The organism is Defluviimonas salinarum (genome assembly GCF_026013545.1).
Classification (GTDB): domain Bacteria; phylum Pseudomonadota; class Alphaproteobacteria; order Rhodobacterales; family Rhodobacteraceae; genus Albidovulum; species Albidovulum salinarum.
On sequence record NZ_JAPDOG010000003.1, the window covers coordinates 24,279 to 44,831 of the forward strand.

The window sequence follows — 20,553 nt, forward strand, 5'->3', positions numbered from 1 at the left end:
TCTTCCTCGCCATACCCGCTTATCCCGCCGTTCGGCCCGGCGGCATGGGATCATGCCGCAAGAACGCGCGCGATAATGGCCGCGACGCGATCCTTGTGGCCTTCCATCTGCGACGCCATCCCGTCGAGATTCGACGCTCCGGTCTCACGCAGTAGGAACGCCTGCCCGCCCGCGCCGATCGCCGTCATGTCGAGCGGCTGCTCGGTCAGAAGCCGCGCCCCGGACTGGAGCCGCCAGAAGAACCGGTAGGCTTCCTGCAACGCGGCTTCGTCCTCGCGCGTGAGATAGCCGGCCTTGAGCCCGGCGCGAAGCTGGGCCTCGACCCGCCGCGCGGGTGCAGCGGACCTCAGTGCGCCGACTTGCGCGAGGAGCTCGATGTCCTGCAGCCGGCCGGGGCCGATCTTCGCCTCCCAAGCGCCGTCGGGCGCCTTGGCCGCGAAGATCCGATCGCGCATCTCGGCGACGTCGGGCAGCACCCGATCCGCCCCGCCCTTCGCGGCGAGGACCGCCATCCGCGCCTCCTCGACCTCGGCGGCGAGGGCGAAATCGCCCGCCACGGGCCGCGCCCGCGTCAGCGCCAGATGCTCCCAGGTCCAGGCCTCCTCCATCTGGTAGGAACGGAACGACTGGATCGCGGTCGCGACCGGCCCCTGTCGGCCCGACGGGCGGAGTCGCATGTCGACCTCGTAGAGCCGCCCGTCCGCCATCGGCGCCGAGAGCGCGGTCACCAGCGCCTGCGTGAGCCGCGAGTAGTAAGCCCTGGCAGCAAGCGGACGCGGCCCGTCCGAGGCGTCCACCCCGTCCGCGTCGTAGATCACGATCAGGTCGAGATCGGATTGCGCGTTCAGCCGCTCCGCCCCGAGCGAGCCCATGCCGAGCACCACCGCGCCGCGCCCCGGCGGCTGTCCGTGCTTGCGGGCGAACTCCGCGACCACGACCGGCCAGAGCGCGGCGAGGACCGCCCCGGCGAGGTCGGCGTATTCGCGCCCCGCCTGGCCCGCATCGATCAGCCCGCGCAGGTGGTGGACGCCGATCCGGAAATGCCATTCCCGCGCCCAGATCCGCGCCGAGGTCAGCCGCGCCTCGTAATCCGCCCGCTCATCCAGCCGTTTGGAAAGCACCTCCACCAGCGCGGCCGTGCCCGGCCAGGGCGCGAAGAAATCCCCGCCGATCACCGCATCGAGTACCGCCGCGTTGCGCGACAGATAGCTTGCGAGCCCCGGCGCCGTTGTGCATATGTCTACAATCAGGTCGATAAGCTGCGGATTGGCCTCGAAAAGCGAGAAAAGCTGCACCCCGGCGGGCAGCCCGGCCAGAAAGCCGTCGAACTGGCGCAGCGCCTCGGACGGGTTCGCGGCGCGGTCGAGCCGCGACAGGATCTCGGGCTGGACCCGCTTGAAGATCGCCACCGCGCGCTCGGAACGAAGCGCCGGATAGGAGCGCCAGCCCTCGACGATCTCGCGCATCTCGGCGCTCATCTCGGGGCCGCTGCGCGTCTCGCCGGGAGCGAAGAAGCCCTCGGTCAGCTCGGCCACCCGCTCCAGCCTTGCATGAAGGGCCGAGCGGAATGTTTCGGTATCGGCCTCGCCGCACATCCGGGCGATGCGGTCGAACCCGTCCGGCGTCGTCGGCAGGTCGTGGGTCTGGGCATCGGCCACCATCTGCACCCGGTGCTCGATCTCGCGATGGGCGCGGTAGAGTTCGGTGAGTTCCGCTGCGTCGGCCTCGGGCACCCAGCCCTTCGCGGCGAGCGCGGCGAGGCCGCCCACGGTGTCGCTCGCGCGTAAGGACGGGTCGCGCCCGCCGGCGATGATCTGGCGGGTCTGGGTGAAGAACTCGATCTCGCGGATGCCACCCATCCCGAGCTTCATGTTGTGCCCCTCGAGCACGATCGGCCCGTGCAGCCCCTTGTGCTCGCGGATCCTCAGCCGCATGTCGTAGGCGTCCTGGATCGCCGCGAAGTCGAGATGGCGGCGCCAGACGAAGGGGGTGAGGGTCTGAAGGAACCGCGCCCCGGCCGCTAGATCACCACCGCAGGGCCGCGCCTTGATGTAGGCGGCGCGTTCCCAGGTGCGGCCCTGCGCCTCGTAATACTGCTCGGCCGCGGCCATCGAGATGCAGACCGGCGTGACCGAGGCGTCGGGGCGGAGCCTAAGATCGGTGCGGAAGACATAGCCGTCGGCGGTGAGGTCCGACAGCATCGCCGTCATCTTGCGCACCACGCGGATGAAGGCGGCGCGGGCCTCCTGCACGTCGTCTGGGGCATAGCGGGTCTCGTCGAAGAGGCAGATGAGGTCGATGTCGGAGGAATAGTTGAGCTCTCCAGCCCCGCCCTTGCCCATCGCCAGAGCGACGATGCCGCAGGCGGTATCGGCATCCCCGGGCACCGCGCCCGGCACCTTGCCGCGCCGGATCTCGTCGGCGGCAAGCGCGCGGAGCGCGTGGTGGACGGCAGCATCGGCCAGTCGGGTCAGCGCGCCGGTGACCTGTTCGAGCGGCCAAACGCCGCCGAGGTCGGCGAGCCCGGCGAGCAGCGCGATCCGCGCCTTGGCATGGCGCAACGCCGGGCCGAGCGCCTCGCTGTCGAGCGCGACGAGCCCCGCGAGTTCGGCATCGAGCGCCGCCTCCGGCGATCCGGCGAGCGCCGATTCGAGCCAGTCGGCCTGGCGCTCCATCAGCCCCGCGAGATAGGGGCTGCAGCCGGCGGTCCCTTCGAGAAGCGCCCGGAGCTCGGGCGCGAGTGCTGCGAAACGCGCGCGCGGCTCCTCGATCCGGGCCGGTTCGAAAGGAATGGGGCAGCGAGTCAGGCGTGCGGCGAATGTCATGGCCCGACACTACAAGTCCGCCGAGCGGCGTCAACGACCGCCCGCGCCCGCCGCCCCCCCGATCAGCGCCCCCGGCGCCACTCGTCGAGCGCGGGATTGGCGTCGCGGGCGGTCGGCGCAACGTGCCGCGCGGCGGGGCTTTGCGGCGCCGATGCGGGCCGGTTGCGTAGGTAGTGCGCCTCGCGCGCGCCGAAGTAGAAGCCGACGATGGCGGCAAACAGCCACCAGAGCGGCTCGGGAACCGTCGAAAGGCCGGTCATGCGGCGCGCGAAGCCCTCCGGATCGACCATCGCATGGACGAACAGGCCGATCGTGCCGAGTGCCAGCAGCGGCCGTGGCAGCCGGTTCAGCCCGTTCACGAAGCGGTTGAAAGCGCCGGGTCCGGCGCTCTGGAACTCCGTCCCGAATGCGTCGAGCGCGGCGAGATAGGCCGCCTGCCCCGCTTCCATCCGCTTCGTGGCATTCGGGGTGAAAACCTCCGCCACCGAGGTCGCCGCCTCGCCGATCGCCGTGGCGGCGGCCGGCGCGCCGAGGATTCGTCCGATCACGCCCATGCCGCGGTCCTTTCGCGATGTTCGGCCTCGCTGAGGTGGAAGCGGGGCGCGATGAATGCCTCGGCACGGGTGATCCAGCCGCCCTTGCCGCCACTGCGGCGGCGGACGTACTTGCGGCTCGCCGGCCGCGCGTCGGCGAGCGCGTAGTAATGGTTGCGCCTTGCGATACCGTAGGCGTCGACGATCAGGTCCGGCGCCTCCTCGGCGGCACGGTGGGCGGCGGCGATGGTGCGCGGCCCGATCACCCCGTCATCGGCCATCGCGTGGCCCATCTCGGTCAGGAGCCGCTGCAGGATCTTCACCGCGCTGGCGCCGGCATTGACATACATGTCGAAGACCGGCGGCTGCAGCACTTCCGGAAGGTCGTGGATGCGGGGACGGCGAAAGTAGTGCTCGACGAAGATCGCCACCGCCCGGTCGCGGCTGAGGCGCCGGACGTCGGCCTCGGTGACCCGCCCGTCGCCCGTCAGGTCGATCCCGAGCCGCTTCAGCGTGCGGATCGTGACCCCGTACTTCGTCGCCCCGCCGGGATCGTCGGGATCGTTCACATAGCCGCCCTCGCGGGCGACGATCTCTCTGGCGATGTCGGTGACGCTTCGCATGGCCTCTCCCCGCAAATCCGGGGAAAGGCTCGTTCGAAAAGGTTAATTCGTCGCGGGCTCAGCGTCCGGTTCGACATACATGCCCTGATCCTTCAGGGCGTCGATCACTTCCTTCGGCATGTAGGTCTCGTCATGCTTGGCGAGGATCTCGGTTGCCTCGAACGTGCCGTCGACGAGCTTGCCGGTCGCGACTACGCCCTCGCCCTCGCCGAAAAGGTCGGGCAGCACGCCCTCGTAGCGGACCGGGATGACCGCGCCGCCGTCGGTGACGTTGAAGGTGATCGCGGCACCCTGGCCGCGTACGAGGCTGCCCTCCTCGACCAGCCCGCCGATGCGGAAGGTCTCGTTCGGGGCGGGTGCCTTCTCGGCCACTTCGGAGGGCGAGCGGAAATACTGCAGCGCGTCGGGTGCCGCGTAGTAGAAGGCCGCGAAGCTCGCCGCCATCGCCACCGCGGCGAGAACGAGTATCTGGATCCGGCGCTGTTTCTTCAATCCCTTCATGGCCGCCTCACGGGAAGACCGGCGCGAGCATCAGCCCCGCCGTCTCGTCGAGCCCGAGCATCAGGTTGGCGTTCTGCACCGCCTGCCCCGAGGAGCCCTTGTTGAGGTTGTCGAGTGCCGCGACGACCAGCGCGCGGCCCGGCTTGCGGTCGCCGATCACGCCGATATGGCAGAAGTTCGAGCCCGCCACCGCCCCGGTCCCCGGCGCCTGGCCGAACGGCAGGACGGTGAGGAACGGCTCGGCGGCATAGCGCGCGGCGAGGGCTGCATGGATCGCCTCGGCCTCGCCCCGGACGTAGCAGGAGGCGAGGATGCCGCGCGACATCGGCACGAGGTGGGGGGTGAATATGATCTCCACCTTCCGCCCCGCGATGGCGCTGAACTCCTGGTCGAACTCGCCCAGGTGCCGGTGCTTGCCGCCCTGGCTGTAGCCGAGGACATCGGTCTGGCGCTCGGTGAAGAGCATGTTTTCCTTCAAGCTGCGCCCGGCCCCGGAGATACCGTTCTTCAGGTCGCAGATGATCTCGTCGAGGTCGATGAGACCGGCCTCGATCAGCGGCCGAAGCGCGAATTGCACAGTCGCCGCATTGCAGCCAGTACCCGCGACGAGCCGCGCGGAGCGGATCTCGTCCCGGTAGAACTCGGTCAGGCCGTAGACGGCCTCTTTCTGCAATTCGGTCGCCACATGCGGGGCACCGTACCACTTCTCGTAGGCCGCCGGATCGCGCAGACGGAAATCGGCGCCGAGATCGACGACCTTGACCGACGCCGGCAGGTCGCGCACCAGCGCCTGGCTGAGACCATGCGGAAGGGCCGCAAAGCACAGGTCGATCCTGGAAAAGTCGATCTGTTCTATGGTCGAGAGCGTGGGCAGCTTCAGGTGGCGTAGCTGCGGATAGACGCTCGCCATCTCCTGCCCGGCCTTGCGGTCGGCCGAGAGCGCCGCGATCTCCATCGCGGGATGGGTGGCGATGATCCGCACGAGTTCGGCGCCGGTATAGCCGGACGCGCCGAGGATCGCGATCTTGTGGGTCATGGGGACCTCCGGTCGGGTACGGGGTGCTTGATGTCCGAGTGAGGGGCGGCTTTCAACCGGATTCTTCGTGATCGGCGCCGGGGCCCGGCGTATCGAGGCTTCCTGCCAGGCTCGCCGTCGCGACGCGCCAAGAGACACTCCTGGATTTACGCTATGATCCGAATGGCCGTTCGGCCGATTCTCTTTACGGGAGGGCCATGCGATGGAAAGCCGCACGCAGAAGTCTTTCACGGCATCCGACGGCATCCTCATCCGGTACCGGGTGGCGGGCGCCGGTCCGCCGGTCGTCCTTCTGCACGGCTTCAGCATGTCCTCCGAGATGTGGTGGCAGAACGGCGTCGCCGCGGCGCTCGCCGGGCGCTACCGGCTCCTCGCGCCGGACATGCGGGGCCACGGCGACAGCGACAAGCCTCGTGACCCGGCGCGCTACGGCCGAACGCTGGTCACGGACGTCGCGGAGTTGATCCTCACCGAGGCGCCATCCGGCGCGCATATCGTCGGATTTTCCATGGGGGCGGAGCTCTCGCTGCCGCTCGCGGTCGACCACCCGGAGATCATCCGCTCGCTCTATCTGATCGGCTCGGGCTGGTCGCCCCCCGAGATCGTCGATGAATACCGGATCCACATGGACTGGGCGCGCGAACGTGCGGAGCAGGACGCCGCGAACGACCTCGACGCGCTTTCCGCGCTCGTGGACGCTGTGGAGGCGACGGTTGGGCTGCCGGAGGCGCAGATCGCCGCGCTCGACCTGCCGATGGCCGGGATTGCGGGCCAGCTCGACGTGGAGCGGCCTCATCTGGAACGGCTCGCACGCGCCCGGCCCGATTTCGACCTCGAGATCTTTCCGGGCGTCGATCACATGGGCTCGTGGAAAGATCCCCGGCTGCCGGGGCGGATCGGTGCCTTTCTCGATGCTCAGCCGCGCTGATCGGCGCGATTGGACAGGCTCCCTAGAAGCACCCGCCCGGAATCCGAACTGCGCGTCATCCGCAAGACAAATCCCCGTCAGGCCGCCTCGAAGCTGATCTTCCTGCGCAGGAACTGCGTGGCCTTGTTCGAAACACGTACGGGATTACCGGTCGTGAGGAACTTCGACACGGTGCCGGAGCCGAGGAAATCGGGATGGCGGTCGAGATAGTCCTTGAGGCTCGCGGCGACGAGTTTGGCCTGCGAATAGACCTTGACCTCCGGCCCGAGCGCGGCCTGGAAGGCCGGCTCCATCAGCGGGTAATGCGTGCAGCCGAGGATCGCCGCCTCGGGCTTCGGCATCCGCCGCAGAAGCGCCTCGACATGGGAGCGCACCAGCGCCTCGGCGAGGATCTCGTCGCCTTCCTCGATCGCGTCCACGACGCCGCCGCAGGGCTGCGCCTCGACATCGACGCCGATGGCACGGAAGGCCAACTCGCGCTGGAAGGCGCGGGAGGCCACCGTCGCAGGCGTGGCGAAGAGCGCCACATGCTTCACCTCGACCTCGCGCGGCGGCGAGTTGTCGCCCCATTGCCGCTCGGTCAGGGCCTCGATCATCGGGACGAAGACGCCGAGCACGCGCTTGTCCTTCGGCACCCAGGTCTCCTGCATCCGCTTCAGCGCGGCGGCCGAGGCGGTGTTGCAGGCAAGGATCACGAGGTCGCAGCCCTCGGCCCAGAGCCGCTCGACGCCTTTGCAGGTCAGGTTGAAGATGTCCTCGGCGTCACGCACGCCGTAGGGCGTATGGGCGTTGTCGCCGTAATAGACGAAGGCCACATCCGGCAGCGCCTCGGCGACGGCGTCGAGGACCGTGAGCCCGCCGAGACCCGAATCGAAGATGCCTACCGCCATGCCCTGCCCCCTCCCCGCGCCGCAGCGTGAGCATGTGGCGCGGTGTTTATTCGTGAATTCAAGGCCATAGCCGAAAGGCGGTCATGACCTTCCTATCCGTAACTCATACGTCGCTGTTCGACGGAAATCCATCGCCAGTTTGGAAGGCGAGCAAGGCCGCCCCGCCGCGCGGTGGCGGGGTGGAAGAATTACTCGGCAGCGGCCATCAGCGGCGCCCCGCCGGCGCGGATCGTCGCCAGCAGCTCCTCGCGCCGTTTGGCGGCGGCGCGCTGCGCGGCCTCCTTCACCGGGCCGAAGCCGCGGACCTGCAGCGGCAGCTCGGCGAGCGCGATCGCCGCGTCGAGCGTCTCTGGCCGGACCTTGGGAAGGACTTCGGCCATGTCCTTTTCGTACTCGGCGATCAGCGCCCGCTCCATCCGCCGCTCGGCCGAGCGGCCGAAGATGTCGAGCGGCGTGCCGCGCAGGCCTTTCAGCTTCGCGAGCATCCGGAAGGCCCGGAGCATGCCGGCCCCGTATTCGCGCTTGGCAGGTCGGCCGTTCTTGCCCTCGCGCGAGAAGATCGGCGGGGCGAGGTGGAAGGTCATCTCGAAATCACCGCCGAACTCGGCACGGGCTTTGTCGGCGGTTTCGAGATGGAGCCGCGCGACCTCGTACTCGTCCTTGTAGGCCAGGAGCTTGTGATAGCCGAGCGCCACCGCCTCGCGCATGTCGGCGGGCGCCGCATCGACGAGCTTGCGGTAACGGCGGGCGTAGCGGGCGCTCTGGTAGGCGACGAGATGCTCGGCGCGGAAGGTGATCCGCTCCTCGAGCGTCATCGGCTTCGCGTCCGGCTCCTGGGTCCACTCCGCCGTCTCGGCGGGGCGTTCGGCGGCCCAGCGGCCGATCTCGAAGGCGCGCAGGTTGCCCTTCACGGCCGCACCGTTGAGCTCGATCGCCTGGCGGATCGCGTCGGCAGAGAGCGGCACGAGGCCCATTTGCCACGCAGCGCCGAGGATCAGCATGTTGGAGTAGATCGAGTCCCCCATCAGCTTCTTGGCGAGTACCGACGCGTCGAGGAAACTCACCCGGTCGCGGAGCCGCGCCTCGATCGAGAGCTTCAGCCCCTCGGTCGGCAGATGGAAGTCGCGGTTGCGGGTGAAGGCGCCGGTGATGATCTCGTGCGCGTTCACCACCGCGCCGGTGCGGCCGGTCTTCATCAGGCCGAGCACCTTGGCGCCGCCGGTAACCACGAGATCGCCGCCGATCACGCAGTCGGCCTCGCCGGCCGCGACCCGGATCCCGTTGATGTCGGAGGGTTTCTCGGCGAGGCGTAGGTGGATGTTCACCGCGCCGCCCTTCTGGGCGAGGCCGGCCATCTCCATCATGCCCGCGCCCTTGCCGTCGAGCTGCGCGGCCTGCGCGAGCACCGCGCCGATGGTCACCACGCCGGTGCCGCCGACGCCGGTGATCAGCACGTTGTAGGTGCCATTGATCGCAGGCAGCACCGGCGCGGGCAGGTCGGGCAGCGCAAAGTCGGCGGCCGCGGCCTTCTTCACCTCGGCGCCCTTCAGCGTCACGAAGGAGGGGCAGAAGCCGTCGAGGCAGGAGAAGTCCTTGTTGCACGACGACTGGTCGATGGCGCGCTTGCGGCCAAGCTCCGTCTCCACCGGCACGATCGACACGCAGTTCGACTGGATGCCGCAATCGCCGCAGCCCTCGCAGATGTCGGTGTTGATGAAAACGCGCTTGTCGACGTCGGGGAAGGTGCCGCGCTTCCGGCGCCGGCGTTTCTCGGCCGCACAGGTCTGGACATAGACGATGACCGACACGCCCTTGGTCTTGCGGAACTTCTCCTGCACCTCGGGCAGCCCGTCGCGGGTGTGGATCTCGATTCCCTTGGGAAGTTTCGAAAGATCCACGTCCTCCTTCTCGTCATAGACGAAGGCGATGTGCTCGACGCCCATCGCCTGGACCTCGCGGACGATGCGGTCGGCGGAAAGCTCGCCCTCGTTCGGCTGGCCGCCGGTCATCGCCACGGCGTCGTTGAAGAGGATCTTGTAGGTGATGTTGGTCTTGGCGGCCAACGCCGCGCGGATCGCGAGCGAGCCGGAATGGTTGTAGGTGCCGTCGCCGAGGTTCTGGAACACATGCTCGGTCTTCGAGAACGGCGCCTGGCCGATCCAGTTCACGCCCTCGCCGCCCATCTGCGTGGGCCAGAGCGTGTCGCGGTCCATCCAGACCGCCATGAAGTGGCAGCCGATGCCGGAATAGGCGATCGAGCCCTCGGGCACCTTGGTCGAGGTGTTGTGCGGGCAGCCCGAGCAGAAATAGGGTGTGCGCTGCGCCAGTTCCGGCACGTTGTCGGCGCGCCGCGCCGCCGCCACCTCTTCGAGCGCCGCGCGCATGTGGTCGGTCGCCCTGCCCTCCTCGATCAGGATCTGGCCGAGCTTCTCGGCGATCATCGCGGGGTCGAGCGCGTAGCGGGTCGGGAACAGCTCCTCGCCGTAGTTGCCCTTTTTCCAGCCATAGACCCGGCGCCCCTGGCGGTCGTCGAAGATCGATTCCTTGACCTGGACCTCGATCAGCTTGCGCTTCTCCTCGACCACGACGACGAGGTCGAGCCCCTCGGCCCAGTCGTGGAAGCCCTTCATGTCCAAGGGCCAGGTCTGGCCGACCTTGTAGGTGGTGATCCCGAGCTTCTCTGCCTCGGCGGCGTCGATGCCGAGCATCTGGAAGGCGTGCATCAGGTCGAGCCAGTTCTTGCCCGCCGAGACGATGCCGATCTTGGCGCCCGGCTTGCCCCAGACCCGGCGGTCGATGCCGTTGGCGCGGGCGAAGGCCTCGGCCGCGTGGCGCTTGTAGTCGATCATCCGGATTTCCTGCTGGACCGGATTGTCGCCGAGCCGGATGTTGAGCCCGCCTTCGGGCATCCGGAACTCCGGTTCGACGAAAGAGAGGCGGAACGGATCGCCATCGACGACGGCGGTCGCCTCGGCGGTGTCCTTCATGGTCTTGAGACCGACCCAGACGCCGGCGTAGCGGGAAAGCGCCCAGCCGTAGAGGCCGAAGTCGAGGAGTTCCTGCACGCCGGCCGGGCTCACCACCGGCATGTAGACATCGACCAGCGCCCAGTCGGACTGGTGCAGCGTGAGCGAGCTTTCGGCGGTGTGGTCGTCGCCCATCGCCATCAGCACGCCGCCATGTTTCGACGTGCCGGCAAGGTTGGCGTGGCGCATTACGTCGCCGGTGCGGTCGACCCCCGGCCCCTTGCCGTACCAGAGCGAGAAGACTCCGTCATACTTGCCCTCGCCGCGAAGCTCGGTCTGCTGGGTGCCCCAGATCGCGGTCGCGGCGAGATCCTCGTTCAGGCCCGGCTCGAACCGGATGTCGTTCGCCAGAAGCAGCTTCTTCGCCTTGGCCATGTTGAGGTCGACCCCGCCAAGGGGCGAGCCGCGATAGCCCGAGACATAGCCGGCCGTGTTCAGTCCCGCCGTCCGGTCACGCTCCTTCTGCATCAGCATGAGCCGGACGAGCGCCTGCGTTCCGTTCAGGAGGACCGGCGATTTTGCCAGGTCGTATCGGTCATTGAGGGTGATTTCCGGCTTCGACATCTGCTCCTCCCCGCTGTTCGAGCGCAGCTCCATTATAGGTCAAAAACACTGACCTACAAAGCCTCTTTTTTCTGACCGGTCAGACGACTATATCCCCTTTTCCCTTGGGTTTTGCTTTCGCGGCCAGCGCAATTCGGCCATAAAGCGGGGGCCGAAATCGACAGAAAGATACGGTATGGACTGGGACAAGCTCAGAATATTTCACGCGGTGGCGGATGCCGGCAGCCTGACCCATGCGGGCGAGGCGCTGCACCTATCGCAGTCGGCGGTGAGCCGGCAGATCCGCGCGCTCGAGGAGAGCCTGAACACGACCCTGTTTCACCGCCACGCGCGGGGACTGATTCTCACCGAGCAGGGCGAGCTTCTGTTCGACGCCACCTCGTCGATGAACAAGCGGCTGGAAACGGCGGCTGCGCGGATCCGCGACAGCGAGGACGAGGTCTTCGGCGAGCTTCGCGTCACCACGACGACCGGGTTCGGCACGCTCTGGCTCGCGCCGCGGCTCGGCAAGCTCTATGAACGCTATCCCGACCTCAAGATCGAGCTGATGCTCGAGGAGCGCGTCCTCGACCTGCCGATGCGCGAGGCCGACGTCGCGATCCGCATGAAGGAGCCCTCGCAGGCCGACCTGATCCGGCGGCGGCTGATGAACATAAGGATGCGGCTCTACGCCTCGCCGGACTACCTCGCCGCGGCCGGCACGCCGACCGAGGTCGAGGATCTCGCGAGCCACCGGCTGGTCAGCCAGAGCCCCACCGCCCCCCAGGTCTCGGCCGGCGCGACGCTGGTCCAGTGGTTGTTGTCGAACGACATCCGCTCGACGCTCGCCGTGAACAACTATTACGGCGTGCTGCAGGCGGTGCTCTGCAATCTCGGGATCGGCGTCCTGCCCGACTACCTTACCGAGGACTTCCCCAACCTCGTCCGGGTGCTGCCGGAGGTGGAATCGAGCGAGGTTCCGGTCTTCCTCGCCTATCCCGAGGAATTGCGGCAGTCGAAAAGGGTCGCCGCCTTCCGCGACTTCGTGCTGGAAGAAATCATCAGCTACCGCCGCCAGCAATCCGACGGGGCGGCAATCTGAAGTTGAAGTGAGGCATGATGGCAACGCATAGCCGCCATGCTTCCCCTACGGCATCTTTTCCCTTGATCGCTCCGCCTCCAGGTCCTAGGTGGGAATAGAAGGTGGTGATTGAAGCAATTCTCATCGTCTTCTACCTCCCTGTTGGACTTGGGCCGAGCTTGTCTCGGCCTTTTTTTTGTTTTCGCGGATCCCTCACCGTGTAAATTCGGCGCCATCAGCCCGCTTTCGCCCGGATCGCACGATGTCGGACCCTTACGATATGTCATGCCACTGCGGCGCCACGCGTTGGACGATCGCGCGCGCGGCGCGCGGCACCCTCGTGAAATGCTATTGCGCCGACTGCCAGACCTTCGCCCGCCATCTCGGCCACGGCACCGACTGGCTCGACGCGGCCGGAGGCTCCGCGATTTTCCAGACGGCACCGCACAATCTCGGCTTTCCCGACGGCATGGCCCATGTCGCGCTGCTGCGGCTCGGCCCGAAGGGCCTGTTCCGCTGGTACGCCGACTGTTGCGGGACGCCGATCGCCAACACCCTTTCCGGTCCGGGCTTTCCCTTTGTCGGCGCGGTCCTGCAGCCGGACGAGAACCGCTTCGGCCCGGTCCGGGTCTGGGCGAACACTGCCGCCGCGCGCACCCCGGTGAAAGCCAGGGGCATTGCGCGCGCGGTCCTCGGCGTTCTCGGCCGCGCCGCGCTGGCCCGCCTCACCGGCAGCTACAGGACCAATCCGTTCTTCGACGCGGCCGGAGCGCCCGTCGCGCCCCCCACCGTCCTGAGCAAGGCCGAGCGCGACGCCGCCCGCCCGCACTGACGGCAGAAGCGGTTTCGCCCTTTTCTCTGCCGCCCTTCACCCCTAAAAGACGCGGCAATCGTGCAGCTCCGGGGGATGAAATGCAGGAACCTCAGATCACCGAAGACCTGATTGCCGCGCATGGCCTGAAACCGGACGAGTATCAGCGCATCCTCGAGATCATCGGCCGCGAGCCGACCTTCACCGAGCTCGGCATCTTCTCGGCCATGTGGAACGAGCATTGCTCCTACAAGTCCTCGAAGAAATGGCTGCGCACCCTGCCCACCAAGGGTCCCCAGGTCATCTGCGGTCCGGGCGAGAACGCCGGCGTCGTCGATATCGGCGACGGCCAGGCGGTGATCTTCAAGATGGAGAGCCACAACCACCCGTCCTACATCGAGCCGCACCAGGGCGCCGCGACCGGCGTCGGCGGCATCCTGCGCGACGTCTTCACGATGGGCGCGCGCCCCATCGCCGCGATGGATTCGCTCTCGTTCGGCATGCCCTCGCATCCGAAGACCGCGCATCTCGTGAAAGGCGTCGTGGAGGGCATCGGCTCCTACGGAAACTGCTTCGGCGTGCCGAACGTGGGCGGCGAGGTCCGCTTCCACCCCGCCTACAACGGCAACTGCCTCGTCAACGCCTTCGCGGCGGGCCTCGCGGATGCCGACAAGATCTTCTATTCCGCGGCTTCCGGCGTCGGCATGCCGGTCGTCTATCTCGGCGCCAAGACGGGGCGCGACGGCGTCGGCGGCGCGACGATGGCCTCGGCCGAGTTCGACGACACGATCGAGGAGAAGCGCCCGACCGTACAGGTCGGCGACCCCTTCACCGAGAAACGCCTTCTCGAAGCCTGCCTCGAGCTGATGGCGTCGGGCTCGGTCATCTCGATCCAGGACATGGGCGCCGCGGGCCTCACCTGTTCGGCGGTCGAGATGGGCGACAAGGGCGGCCTCGGCATCAAGCTCACGCTCGACCAGGTGCCGCAGCGCGAAGTGAACATGACCGCCTACGAGATGATGCTCTCCGAATCCCAGGAGCGGATGCTCATGGTGCTGAAGCCCGAGAAGGAGGCCGAGGCGCGGGCGATCTTCGAAAAATGGGACCTCGACTTCGCCATCGTCGGCGAGACCATCCCCGAGGACCGCTTCCTGATCCTGCACGGCAACGAGGTGAAGGCCGACCTGCCCTTGTCGAAGCTCTCCTCCTCGGCGCCCGAATACGACCGGCCCTGGGTCGAGACGCCGAAGCGCGACGCGTTGGCCGACGCGCCGCAGATCGACGCCATCGCCGGTCTGAAGGCGCTGATTTCCTCGCCGAACTACGCCCACAAGGGCTGGGTCTGGGAGCAGTACGACACGATGGTCATGGCCGACACGGTCCGCATCCCCGGCCTCGGCGCCGGCGTGGTGCGCGTCCACGGCACCGACAAGGCGCTGGCCTTCACCTCCGACGTGACCCCGCGCTACGTCAAGGCGAACCCGGTCGAGGGCGGCAGGCAAGCGGTGGCCGAAGCCTACCGCAACCTTACCGCGGTGGGCGCCCTGCCGCTCGCCGCGACCGACAACCTCAACTTCGGCAACCCGGAGAAGCCCGAGATCATGGGCCAGTTCGTCGGCGCCGTCAAAGGCATCGGCGAGGCCTGCGCGGCGCTCGACATGCCAATCGTCTCGGGCAACGTCTCGCTCTACAACGAGACCGACGGCAAGGGCATCCTGCCCACGCCGACGATCGGCGCGGTGGGGCTCGTCGCCTCGCTCGAAGACCTCATCGCGGGCCAGCCGCAGGACGGCGACATTGCCGTGGTGATCGGCGCGACCGCGGGCCATCTCGGCCAATCGGCGCTCCTCTGCGAGGCCTTCGGCCGCGAGGACGGCGACGCGCCGCATGTCGACCTCGCCGTCGAACGGCGCAACGGCGAGTTCCTGCGCACCAGCCGCAAGCGCTTCCGCGCCGCAACCGACCTCTCGGACGGCGGGCTCGCGCTCGCGGCCTTCGAGATGGCCGAGGCGGCCGGGATCGGCGTCGCGCTCGACAGCGGCGAAACCGGCCAGCTCTTCGGCGAGGACCAGGCGCGCTACCTCGTGGCGGTCGCGGCGGACAAGGCCGAGGCGCTGCTCGAAGCGGCCCGCGCGGCCGGCGTTCCGGCCGCGGCCGTCGGCCGGTTCGGCGGCCGTACCGTGCGTTTCGGCACCGCCGAGGCGCCGTTGGCGGAACTCGCCTCGATCTACCGCTCGGCCTTCGCGGCGGCGGTGGCCTGAGCCGCGAAGCGGCGGCGGGCCTGCGACACCCGGTCAATCTTGCGGGTCCCGGCTGCGGGGCCTACATTCAGCCCAAGCGCATACGGGAAGGACGCCTCATGGCGATGGAAGCACAGGATATCGAAGACCTCATCCGGGCAGCGTTCCCGGACGCGCAGATCACGATCACGGATCTCGCGGGAGACGGCAACCACTACGCCGCCGAGGTCATCGACGAGAGTTTCCGCGGCATGAACCGCGTCCAGCAGCAGCGCGCGGTCTATGCCGCGCTCAAGGGAAAGATGGATGGCGCGCATGGCGAACTGCACGCGCTCGCGCTGACGACCAAGGCTCCGGAGTAACAGCCCATGACCACGACGACCGCCCAGGACCAGATCCGCGACACCGTGACGAAGAACACCGTCGTCCTTTACATGAAGGGCACCAAGGCGATGCCGCAATGCGGCTTCTCCTCCCGCGTCGCGGGGGTGCTGAACTTCATGGGCGTCGACTATGTCGACGTGAACGTGCTTGAAGACGCCGAGATCCGCCAGGGCATCAAGGACTTCTCCGACTGGCCGACGATCCCGCAGCTCTACGTCAAGGGCGAGTTCGTCGGCGGCTGCGACATCATCACCGAGATGACGCTCTCGGGTGAGCTCGACCAGCTCTTCGACAAGAGCGGCGTGAGCTATGACAAGGACGCCGCCGACAAGATCCGCGCCGCCAACGCCTGACCCGGCGAACCGACGGCACCGCCAGAAACACAAGGCCGCCCCTCGGGGCGGCCTTCGCGCCTGAGGGCGCAGGGTGGGCGGGCGGGGCGCCCGAAGGCGCGAAATCCTCAGCCCGCTTTCCGCTCCTCGATCCGATCGGCCAAAGCCTCGGCCCGCGCCGCGATCTCGGCGAAAGTCTCGGTCACTGCTTCGGGGATCACCGCGACCTCGACCCGTTGCGGCTTGGTTCGCGCATCTGTGGCGACGCGTTCGGCCACCAGCGCCCGCTCCTCAGCGGCGCGGACCTGGTCCTCGAGCCCGGCCGCCTTGTCGGCCAGCATGAGCCCCGCCATCAGCAGCATCCGCGCCTCGGGCATCCGCCCGATCTGCGAGACGAGCGTCGTCGCCTCGTTATCGAGCATCTGTGCCGCCGAGCGCAGGAAATGCTCCTCGCCGTCCTGGCAGGCGACCTGGAACTCGCGCCCGCCGATGGTGATCGACACGTCCGGCATCAGGCCACCTCCTCGATCAGGGGCCGCAGCTCGGAGAGGATCTCCTGCATCTCGGCCATTTCCGCCGCCCGCGCCGCGCGCAACGCCTCGAGCTCGGCCATCAGCGAGCGGTTGATCTGCTCGGGCTCCGGCACGCCGTCCTGCGCGGCCTCGCGCAGCGCCCGCTGCGCCTCGGTCAGGTCGGCGTTGATCCGCTTCTGGCGGTGCAGTTCGGCACCGGCAGCATCGAGTTGTTCGGTCAGCCGCGCGACCTTCTTCTCGAGCGCGTCGACCATGGTCTCCTGCTTTTCCTTGATCGCGCGCACGCGATCGGTGAGCTGCGCGTTGGCCGCGCGCTCGGCCTCCAGCGCCTCGCGAAGTTCGCCCGCCGTCCTGGCTTGCTCGCGCGCCGCAGCGGCGGCCTCCGCCTCCGCGCGCGCCTTTTCCACACCTGCACCGATCCGCTCCAGCGCCGCCGAGATCCGGCGCTCCATTTCGGCTATGTCGCTCATGTGTTGCGGCCCCCTGACCCGGTTTCTGCCTGTGTCATGCCTCTGGGGAACTGCATCCATCCGGTCTTCGCCGGCGAATCGGACGCCCCCCGCGCAGACCGAGTTTAGACCGAAGGGCTGCGGGATTCCTCCCCCTTTCGGGCCAAGTGCTTAGGCGGCGCGCTTGAACTTGCTCCCGAGCCTGCTATCAAGCCCGCGCGCTCAGCATTCCGGAAGAAGAAGGATCAGGGACTTGGACATCGCCACGCTTCGCGACACACACGCCGATCACTGGGGGAAGGCCTGCGCGCTGCGCACGCTTGCGATGGATGCGGTCCAGGCCGCCAATTCCGGCCACCCCGGCATGCCGATGGGCATGGCCGACGTCGCCACGGTCCTTTTCGAAAAGCACCTGAAGTTCGACGCCTCGACCCCGGACTGGGCCGACCGTGACCGCTTCATCCTGTCCGCCGGCCACGGCTCGATGCTGATCTACGGGCTTCTGCACCTGACCGGCTATGCCGACATGACGCTCGACCAGATCCGCAACTTCCGCCAGTGGGGCGCGATCACCGCCGGCCATCCGGAATACGGCCATGTCAAGGGCGTCGAGACCACGACCGGCCCACTCGGCCAGGGCATCTCGAACGCGGTGGGCTTCGCGATGGCCGAGGAGTCCTTGCGCGCCCGCTTCGGCGCCAAGATCGTCGATCACTACACCTGGGTGATCGCCGGTGACGGCTGCCTCATGGAAGGGATCAGCCACGAGGCGATCGGACTCGCCGGGATGCAGAAGCTCTCGAAGCTCATCGTCCTTTGGGACAACAACGACATCTCGATCGACGGCCGGATCAGCCTCAGCGACGTCACCGACCAGCGCGCCCGCTTCGCCGCGGCCGGCTGGAAGGTCCTGTCCTGCGACGGCCACGATCCGATGGACATCGACCGCGCGCTGACCGAGGCCAAATCGTCCGACCGCCCGGTCCTTGTCGACTGCAAGACCCATATCGGCTTCGGCAGCCCGAAGAAGCAGGACACCGCCGGCGCCCACGGCTCGCCGCTCGGTCCCGACGAGATCAAGGTGACGAAGGACATCTACGGCTGGACCTATCCGGCCTTCGATGTCCCGGCCGACATCCGCGCCGCCTGGGCGGCGATCGGCAGCCGCGGCGCTGCCGCGCGGGCGGAATGGGAAGCGCGGCTCGCCGCGCTCTCCGACAGCCGCCGGGCAGAGTTCCGGCGCCAGATGGCCGGCGAGGCTCCGAAGAAGCTCTCCGCCGTCATCCGCGCGCTGAAGAAGCAGAACAGCGAGCTCCAGCCCAAGGTCGCGACCCGCAAGGCTTCCGAGATGGTGCTCGAAGTCGTCAACCCGGCGATGCCCGAGACCATCGGCGGCTCGGCCGACCTCACCGGCTCGAACAACACCAAGACCGGCGATCTCGGCATCTTCAACCCCGAGAACCGCAAGGGGCGCTACGTCCATTTCGGCATCCGCGAGCACGGCATGGCGGCGGCGATGAACGGCATGGCGCTGCATGGCGGCGTGCGGCCCTACGGCGGCACGTTCCTCTGCTTCACCGACTATGCCCGCGGCGCGATGCGGCTGTCCGCACTGATGGGGGTTCCTTCCGTCTATGTCATGACGCATGACTCGATCGGCCTCGGCGAGGACGGCCCGACCCACCAGCCGGTCGAGCACCTGGCGATCTGCCGCGCGACGCCCAACACCTGGACCTTCCGCCCCGCCGACCTGATCGAGACGGCCGAGGCCTGGGAACTGGCGCTGACCGCCGAGAAGACGCCGTCGGTGCTGGCGCTCAGCCGCCAGAACCTGCCGACGGTCCGCACCCTGCACACGTCGAGGAATCTCTCGGCCCAGGGCGCCTATGTGCTGCGCGAGGCCGAGGGCAAGCGCCGGGCGATCCTGCTGGCGACCGGCTCGGAAGTGGAGATCGCGCTCAAGGCCCGCGACCTCCTGCAGGCCGAGGGCATCGGCACCCGCGTCGTTTCCATGCCCTGCATGGAACTCTTCGCGGCCCAGGACGAGGCCTACCGCAAGCGCGTCCTGCCCGCGGGCCCGGTCCGCGTCGCGGTCGAGGCCGCGGTGCGCCAGCCCTGGGACCGCTGGCTCCTCGGCGAGCGCGGCCGCGAGGCCAAGGCCGCCTTCGTCGGCATGGAGGGTTTCGGCGCCTCCGCGCCCGCCGAGCGGCTCTACCAGGAATTCGGGATCACCGCCGAGGCCGTCGCCGCGCGGGTGAAAGAACTCCTCTAGCACCGAGCAGATTGTCGCATCGACGCCCCGCCGCAACAACCTTCCGGCGGGGTTTTTTCGTCACGCCACGGGACACGTCACCCCATGCCGAAGAGGCTCCTGACCTCCTTGGTGAAGGCGCCGCGCACATCCTTCATCTCGCCCGGCGCGATGTGGCTGTCGAGAAGGTCGAAGACCGCCCGCACCGCCCGGTCGGTATCGCCAAGGGGATCGGGTTCAAAGCCCTTCTGCACCGCGGCTACGAAGTCCTCTGCATGGCGCATCCGCACCGGATTTCGGGCCGAGTTCCAGCCCTCGTAGTAGATGCCCCGGATCAGCGTCGGCAGCTGCGCGCCGAGGTCGGTCGCCTCGTCGATCGTCAGGTGGTCGCGCACCGCGTGCAGCACCGCCCGCAGCAGCCGGTAGCTCCGCTGCTTGTTGTCCCAGCCGGTGCGGCTGTCGACCTCGTTCACCCAGATATTGGCGGACTGCACCGCCTCGTCGATCATCTTCAGCCCGAGCGCGCTCATGTCGGCCTCCTCGCATCTCCGCATCGGCGTAAGGAAAGCATGGTTCGGCCCGCCGCGCGTTGACGCGGGTCAGTACCCCGGACCCAAGCCCGCTGCATGATTGCCGCAGCCACAGCGGAGCCGCACATGGAAACCGAACCGCAGATCGTCTTTCACGGCATGGATGCCTCCCCCGCCGTCACCGCCGAGATCCACGGCAAGATCGGCAAGCTCGAACAGGTCCATCAGCGCATCACCTCCTGCCGGGTGATCGTCGAGAAGCGCACCGCGCGCGGCCACAAGGGGCATATCTACCAGGTGGCCGTCGAGGCCGAGGTGCCGGGCGGCATGATCATCGTCAACAGGAAGCCTGGCGATCTCGGCGCTCACGAAGATCTGCATGTCGCGATCCGCGACAGCTTCAACGCCGCGCGGCGCCAGCTCGACGAGCATGTGCGCAAGATGAAGGGCGTCGACGTGAAGAGCCACCCCGAGCGCCACCACGGCCGCATCGTGCGGCTTTTTGCGGATGAGGGGTACGGCTTCATCAAGTCGAGCGGCGGGCTCGAGGTCTACTTCCAGCGCGACAGCGTTGTCGGCAGCGACTGGGAGCGGATCGGCCTCGACACCGATCTCGAGTTCAGCCTGATGGACGGCGACAAGGGGCCGTTCGCGGTGAATGTCTCGCTCAGGGGCTAGTTCGCCGCTGCGGAGGAACGATTTTTTGAAAATCGTTCCAAAATCCATTGATGGATTTTGGCTCAGCACAGGATGCGGACCGGCTCGTTGTTGCAGAAGATCACGAACTGACCTGCGTTCTCGACCGCGTGGTAGCCGCGCCGCTTCAGCTCTCGCTCGAGCGCCGCGCGGCCGACGATCATCTCGACGTCCCGGACGGAGCGTCGGATCACCCCGCCACGGATCGCCGCCTGAGAGGCAAAGATCGTGCGCAACCAGTAGTCAGGATGCATATGCGGCGCGGGCGTGCTCATGCCGTGACAGTGCCCAGAAGCGGTTAACGGAAGGCTAAAGCCAACGGCGACGACGCCCTGACGCCG

The 20,553-nt window shown here is 68.0% G+C and carries 19 protein-coding genes; 8 read left to right on the top strand and 11 right to left on the bottom strand.

Annotation, left to right across the window (positions count from 1 at the left end; all coding sequences use genetic code 11):
- Nucleotides 1-50: 50 nt before the first annotated feature.
- The 5 genes from glnE to argC form a co-directional block, all read right to left on the bottom strand.
- Nucleotides 51-2,825, bottom strand: a complete 2,775-nt coding sequence (gene glnE / locus OM960_RS04120; RefSeq protein WP_264771144.1) for a bifunctional [glutamate--ammonia ligase]-adenylyl-L-tyrosine phosphorylase/[glutamate--ammonia-ligase] adenylyltransferase — start codon at nucleotides 2,823-2,825, stop codon at nucleotides 51-53.
- A gap of 62 nt (nucleotides 2,826-2,887) precedes the next feature.
- Nucleotides 2,888-3,379 carry a holin family protein gene (locus OM960_RS04125; protein ID WP_264771145.1) on the bottom strand — a complete coding sequence of 164 codons (492 nt, stop codon included), beginning with the start codon at nucleotides 3,377-3,379 and terminating at the stop codon, nucleotides 2,888-2,890.
- Nucleotides 3,370-3,981, bottom strand: a complete 612-nt coding sequence (locus tag OM960_RS04130) for a holin-associated N-acetylmuramidase (protein ID WP_263338728.1) — start codon at nucleotides 3,979-3,981, stop codon at nucleotides 3,370-3,372. Before OM960_RS04130 ends, OM960_RS04125 begins: the two co-directional genes overlap by 10 nt.
- 42 nt (nucleotides 3,982-4,023) lie before the next feature.
- On the bottom strand, nucleotides 4,024-4,482 hold the full coding sequence (gene ccmE, locus OM960_RS04135) for a cytochrome c maturation protein CcmE (RefSeq protein ID WP_263338731.1): 459 nt from the start codon (nucleotides 4,480-4,482) through the stop codon (nucleotides 4,024-4,026).
- Between the two features lie 7 nt (nucleotides 4,483-4,489).
- Nucleotides 4,490-5,518, bottom strand: coding sequence for an N-acetyl-gamma-glutamyl-phosphate reductase (gene argC, locus OM960_RS04140; RefSeq protein WP_264771146.1), 1,029 nt, complete (start codon nucleotides 5,516-5,518; stop codon nucleotides 4,490-4,492).
- A 202-nt stretch (nucleotides 5,519-5,720) separates the two neighbouring features.
- On the opposite strand from argC, the gene OM960_RS04145 reads away from it, so the two are divergent.
- Nucleotides 5,721-6,446, top strand: a complete 726-nt coding sequence (locus tag OM960_RS04145; protein ID WP_263338737.1) for an alpha/beta fold hydrolase — start codon at nucleotides 5,721-5,723, stop codon at nucleotides 6,444-6,446.
- A gap of 77 nt (nucleotides 6,447-6,523) precedes the next feature.
- On the opposite strand, the gene OM960_RS04150 is transcribed toward OM960_RS04145, so the two are convergent.
- Both OM960_RS04150 and OM960_RS04155 read right to left on the bottom strand, forming a co-directional pair.
- Nucleotides 6,524-7,336, bottom strand: a complete 813-nt coding sequence (locus OM960_RS04150; RefSeq protein ID WP_264771147.1) for a glutamate racemase — start codon at nucleotides 7,334-7,336, stop codon at nucleotides 6,524-6,526.
- 188 nt (nucleotides 7,337-7,524) lie between these two features.
- Nucleotides 7,525-10,926, bottom strand: a complete 3,402-nt coding sequence (locus tag OM960_RS04155) for an indolepyruvate ferredoxin oxidoreductase family protein (protein WP_264771148.1) — start codon at nucleotides 10,924-10,926, stop codon at nucleotides 7,525-7,527.
- Nucleotides 10,927-11,101: 175 nt separating this feature from the next.
- Here OM960_RS04155 and OM960_RS04160 point away from each other — a divergent pair, with 175 nt between their 5' ends.
- The 5 genes from OM960_RS04160 (at nucleotide 11,102) to grxD (ending at nucleotide 15,774) form a co-directional block, all read left to right on the top strand.
- Nucleotides 11,102-12,007, top strand: coding sequence for a LysR family transcriptional regulator (locus tag OM960_RS04160; RefSeq protein WP_263338743.1), 906 nt, complete (start codon nucleotides 11,102-11,104; stop codon nucleotides 12,005-12,007).
- A 241-nt stretch (nucleotides 12,008-12,248) separates the two neighbouring features.
- Entirely contained in the window at nucleotides 12,249-12,818 is a 570-nt protein-coding gene (locus OM960_RS04165; protein ID WP_263338746.1) for a DUF6151 family protein, read from the top strand.
- Between the two features lie 80 nt (nucleotides 12,819-12,898).
- On the top strand, nucleotides 12,899-15,058 hold the full coding sequence (gene purL, locus OM960_RS04170) for a phosphoribosylformylglycinamidine synthase subunit PurL (protein ID WP_264771149.1): 2,160 nt from the start codon (nucleotides 12,899-12,901) through the stop codon (nucleotides 15,056-15,058).
- 98 nt (nucleotides 15,059-15,156) lie between these two features.
- Nucleotides 15,157-15,399, top strand: coding sequence for a BolA family transcriptional regulator (locus tag OM960_RS04175; RefSeq protein ID WP_263338750.1), 243 nt, complete (start codon nucleotides 15,157-15,159; stop codon nucleotides 15,397-15,399).
- Nucleotides 15,400-15,405: 6 nt separating this feature from the next.
- Nucleotides 15,406-15,774, top strand: coding sequence for a Grx4 family monothiol glutaredoxin (gene grxD / locus OM960_RS04180; RefSeq protein WP_263338752.1), 369 nt, complete (start codon nucleotides 15,406-15,408; stop codon nucleotides 15,772-15,774).
- A gap of 107 nt (nucleotides 15,775-15,881) precedes the next feature.
- On the opposite strand, the gene OM960_RS04185 is transcribed toward grxD, so the two are convergent.
- Both OM960_RS04185 and OM960_RS04190 read right to left on the bottom strand, forming a co-directional pair.
- Nucleotides 15,882-16,265 (bottom strand): cell division protein ZapA, encoded by a 384-nt coding sequence (locus OM960_RS04185; RefSeq protein WP_263338754.1) that lies wholly within the window; start codon nucleotides 16,263-16,265, stop codon nucleotides 15,882-15,884.
- Entirely contained in the window at nucleotides 16,265-16,756 is a 492-nt protein-coding gene (locus OM960_RS04190; RefSeq protein ID WP_263338756.1) for a hypothetical protein, read from the bottom strand. The genes OM960_RS04185 and OM960_RS04190 overlap by 1 nt, the downstream gene beginning before the upstream one ends.
- 232 nt (nucleotides 16,757-16,988) lie before the next feature.
- Here OM960_RS04190 and tkt point away from each other — a divergent pair, with 232 nt between their 5' ends.
- Nucleotides 16,989-19,007, top strand: a complete 2,019-nt coding sequence (gene tkt / locus OM960_RS04195) for a transketolase (RefSeq protein ID WP_264771150.1) — start codon at nucleotides 16,989-16,991, stop codon at nucleotides 19,005-19,007.
- Nucleotides 19,008-19,084: 77 nt separating this feature from the next.
- Here the strand turns inward: tkt and OM960_RS04200 are convergent, their stop codons facing one another.
- Nucleotides 19,085-19,516 (bottom strand): DUF2267 domain-containing protein, encoded by a 432-nt coding sequence (locus OM960_RS04200; protein ID WP_264771151.1) that lies wholly within the window; start codon nucleotides 19,514-19,516, stop codon nucleotides 19,085-19,087.
- 126 nt (nucleotides 19,517-19,642) lie between these two features.
- Here OM960_RS04200 and OM960_RS04205 point away from each other — a divergent pair, with 126 nt between their 5' ends.
- Entirely contained in the window at nucleotides 19,643-20,194 is a 552-nt protein-coding gene (locus OM960_RS04205) for an HPF/RaiA family ribosome-associated protein (protein WP_263338763.1), read from the top strand.
- Between the two features lie 62 nt (nucleotides 20,195-20,256).
- Here OM960_RS04205 and OM960_RS04210 read toward each other — a convergent pair whose 3' ends face one another.
- Nucleotides 20,257-20,487 (bottom strand): N-(5'-phosphoribosyl)anthranilate isomerase, encoded by a 231-nt coding sequence (locus tag OM960_RS04210; RefSeq protein WP_264771152.1) that lies wholly within the window; start codon nucleotides 20,485-20,487, stop codon nucleotides 20,257-20,259.
- Between the last annotated feature and the right edge of the window lie 66 nt (nucleotides 20,488-20,553).